Annotated in this window: 3 protein-coding genes and 1 pseudogene; 2 read left to right on the top strand and 2 right to left on the bottom strand. The window is 68.1% G+C overall.

Annotation, left to right across the window (positions count from 1 at the left end):
* Together OCGS_RS08035 and OCGS_RS08030 are read right to left on the bottom strand one after the other, a co-directional pair.
* Positions 1–134: pseudogene (locus OCGS_RS08035) on the bottom strand (acyl-CoA transferase); the annotation flags it as partial.
* The gene (locus OCGS_RS08030) at positions 131–556 is read right to left on the bottom strand and encodes a MerR family transcriptional regulator (RefSeq protein WP_007426736.1); all 426 of its coding nucleotides are present in this window, start codon (positions 554–556) and stop codon (positions 131–133) included. The pseudogene OCGS_RS08035 and the gene OCGS_RS08030, both read right to left, overlap by 4 nt.
* Positions 557–632: 76 nt before the next feature.
* Between OCGS_RS08030 and OCGS_RS08025 the strand changes: the two genes are divergently transcribed.
* Together OCGS_RS08025 and OCGS_RS08020 are read left to right on the top strand one after the other, a co-directional pair.
* A complete protein-coding gene (locus OCGS_RS08025; protein ID WP_040610800.1) occupies positions 633–1,022 on the top strand; it encodes a mercuric transporter MerT family protein in 390 nt (129 codons plus the stop codon).
* An 18-nt stretch (positions 1,023–1,040) separates the two neighbouring features.
* On the top strand, positions 1,041–1,296 hold a 256-nt coding region (locus OCGS_RS08020), incomplete at its 3' end, for a heavy-metal-associated domain-containing protein (protein ID WP_040610803.1).

Raw genomic sequence — 1,296 nt, 5'->3', positions numbered from 1 at the left:
GGCTCGCCATCGCGCACGATCAGCAGCCCATCTGCCGGAACCCGCTCGGGCAGCACCTCGCCGCGCAGGGCGGTGGCGGGCAGCGCCGAGAGCCGCGCATGCAGCGCAGCGAGGATGGTTTCGCGTGGTGTCATGGGTCGGCCGGGTTGGAAATCGCGTCGAGCACCGGACAGTCGGGGACTTCGGCGCCCGAACATCTGGATGCGGTTGCAGCGAGGACGGTTTCGATACGCCGAAGATCCGCGATCCTCGCGCGGACATCGGAGAGGTGCCGCTCCGTCCGCTCCTTGACCTCGGCGCAGGTCGGCGCGGCGCCGTCTTCGAGCCCCATCAGCCCGCGGATATCCTCCATCGAGAATCCGAGTTCGCGGGCGCGCAGGATGAAGCGCAGGCGCGTGGCGTGCGCGGCGGAATAGATCCGGTATCCGGCGTCCGTGCGGGGCGGGTCGGGCAGCAGGCCGGTCTTCTCGTAGTAGCGGATCGTCTCGATGTTGCAGCCGGTCGCCCGGGCCAGGTCGCCGCGTGTGAAGCCGCTCTCTCGCTCGTGATCGGTCATGGGCAGGTTTCCCCTTGAGCCTGTAGTTGCTACAGACCCTACACCTCTCCTCAATCGCAGACGAGAGGTGCGCGACATGGCGCTGACGGACGACCGAACGGACAGCACGGGGGCGGATCGCCCCGCCCGAAAGGGCTGGCTTGCGGCGGGCGGGGTGGTGGCCGCCTTTCTCGCCTCGGCCTGCTGCATCGGGCCGCTGGTGCTGCTGACCCTCGGCATTTCGGGGGCCTGGATCGGCAATCTCACGGCGCTGGAGCCCTACAAGCCGATCTTCGCGGTGATCGCGCTCGGCTTCATCGGGGCGGGTTTCTGGCAGGTCTATTTCCGCAAGCCGACCGTCTGCGAACCCGGCTCCTACTGCGCAAGGCCAGCATCGGCGCGCATCACCAAGAGCGCGCTCTGGGCCTCGCTCGTTCTCGTTGTCGCCGCGCTCACCATCGACTGGTGGGCCCCGCTTCTCTACTGATCCCGAAAGGACACCCTCATGAAGAAGATCCTTGCCCTTGTTCTGTTTGGCCTGACCGCCGTTGCGCCGATCACGGCCATCCCTGCCGCAGCGCAGGACGTCGCCGCCGAGCAGACCGTGACATTTGCGGTCGACAACATGACCTGCGCGCTCTGCCCAGTGACGGTGAAGCGCGCGATGGAGGGCGTCGCGGGCGTGCGCGCCGTCGAGATCGACTTCGAGGCGCGCACCGCCACGGTCGTCTTCGATACCGCCGCGACCAGCGCCGACGCCA

The organism is Oceaniovalibus guishaninsula JLT2003 (genome assembly GCF_000299575.1).
GTDB lineage: Bacteria > Pseudomonadota > Alphaproteobacteria > Rhodobacterales > Rhodobacteraceae > Palleronia > Palleronia guishaninsula.
The sequence above is the reverse complement of the archived record's forward strand: the minus strand, read 5'-3'. Positions and strand labels throughout refer to the sequence as shown.

Bases quoted from the DNA above. Each gene is read 5' to 3' on its own strand.
- OCGS_RS08025 (WP_040610800.1), top strand. From the start codon at position 633: ATGGCGCTGACGGACGACCGAACGGACAGCACGGGGGCGGATCGCCCC.
- OCGS_RS08030 (WP_007426736.1), bottom strand. From the start codon at position 556: ATGACCGATCACGAGCGAGAGAGCGGCTTCACACGCGGCGACCTGGCC.